This is a genomic window from Legionella tunisiensis (assembly GCF_000308315.1).
In the GTDB taxonomy this organism is placed as follows: domain Bacteria; phylum Pseudomonadota; class Gammaproteobacteria; order Legionellales; family Legionellaceae; genus Tatlockia; species Tatlockia tunisiensis.
Window position 1 is genome coordinate 1 of sequence record NZ_CALJ01000171.1, and the last position, 1,193, is coordinate 1,193.

The following is a 1,193-nucleotide window of genomic DNA, read 5'->3' on the forward strand; positions in this document are numbered from 1 at the left end:
TAATGCGAGAGTTAGCGAGATAGTTTATCGTAAAACAGAATAGGGAAATGAAAATGCGAGAACCCGTTAAAGTTCGCTTTGCAACTCCGCAAGATATTGATTTTATTTATGATTCTTTAGTTGAATTAGTAAAGGAAGCTCACTTAGAGAAGCGATTTTCGCAAACAAAAATTCCCTGTTCCGAATGATTTTTTAAATAATTCTGCTGTTGAGGTTTTAATTGGTCAAGCTAGAAATAAGCCCGTTGGATTAGCCTTATTTTCAATGACTAACCGTAATTTTATGTTGTTCAATGGCCCAGGTATTTATTTACATGATTTATTTGTCAATGAGCGTTATAGAAGAATGGGTATTGCTACTGCTTTGATAAATCAATTAAAAATAGCCAAGGAAAGACAATGCTCTCGTATTGATGGGGTATTATTAACTGACAATAAAGAAGGAAAGGAATTCTATAAAAGTCTGCGATGTGCCGAACCAGTAGACTATATTCAATACATGAGAATTAATCATGATGAGTTAGGTTTATTATGATTTGCCTAAACTCAATGACTTGATGAATCAATATTTTATTGATTTTCGTACCTCCGTAATTGCGCTGCCATTCCAGATATAATCATAATGTCCTGCCTGCACTGGAATGGTTAAGGCTGGTGGTCTGAAGATTGCCAGACATTTTGCATTATCAGTTCTTACGCTTGGGTAGATTAAACCCCATTCATTGCGTTGTTTTATTTCACGGCCCAATTCTTGGCTTTTTCCATAAGATTTAATATCGGGTACTAAATAATCCTGATAGCGACTGTGACAGAGATCAATTAAGCTTTTAGTGACATGCGCAGTATATTCCCTCATTTGGACTATACAGGGTGGTTCTTTTGATGCAGCTAAAAAAACTTCGCGATGAAATTTAGTTTCGGCAATAGCTGTTCTGGTTGAGTCGCCAGCATAATAAATACCATAAGAAGTACCATCACTGAAGCGCGAGACGCCGAAATGTGTAAAGGCGGCCATTAGTGGAGTTGACCCTGCCCCACCGACCCAATCTTCTTTGGCTACCAAAGAGATATAGCCGTATTCTGTTGTTAAACGATCATTCGTAAGTCCTTCCAAATAGGCAATCTGCTCTAATTCCTCTGGCGATTCGGCCCAATCAAAAAAGCTCACTGGTGGATATCTGGAGGGAACCAGGC

At 38.2% G+C, this 1,193-nt stretch carries 2 protein-coding genes and 1 pseudogene; 2 read left to right on the top strand and 1 reads right to left on the bottom strand.

The genetic code is table 11. The annotated features are described in order from the left end of the window. Window positions 1–53: 53 nt before the first annotated feature. Both BN58_RS36065 and BN58_RS24140 read left to right on the top strand, forming a co-directional pair. Complete coding sequence (locus BN58_RS36065) at window positions 54–188, top strand: hypothetical protein (protein ID WP_019216772.1); 135 nt, start codon at window positions 54–56, stop codon at window positions 186–188. A gap of 19 nt (window positions 189–207) precedes the next feature. Continuing rightward, window positions 208–534 (top strand): annotated as a pseudogene (locus BN58_RS24140) (GNAT family N-acetyltransferase); the annotation flags it as partial. Between the two features lie 27 nt (window positions 535–561). On the opposite strand, the gene BN58_RS24145 reads toward BN58_RS24140, so the two are convergent. Further along, the gene (locus BN58_RS24145) at window positions 562–1,191 is read right to left on the bottom strand and encodes an RES family NAD+ phosphorylase (protein WP_051131888.1); all 630 of its coding nucleotides are present in this window, start codon (window positions 1,189–1,191) and stop codon (window positions 562–564) included. Window positions 1,192–1,193: the final 2 nt, after the last annotated feature.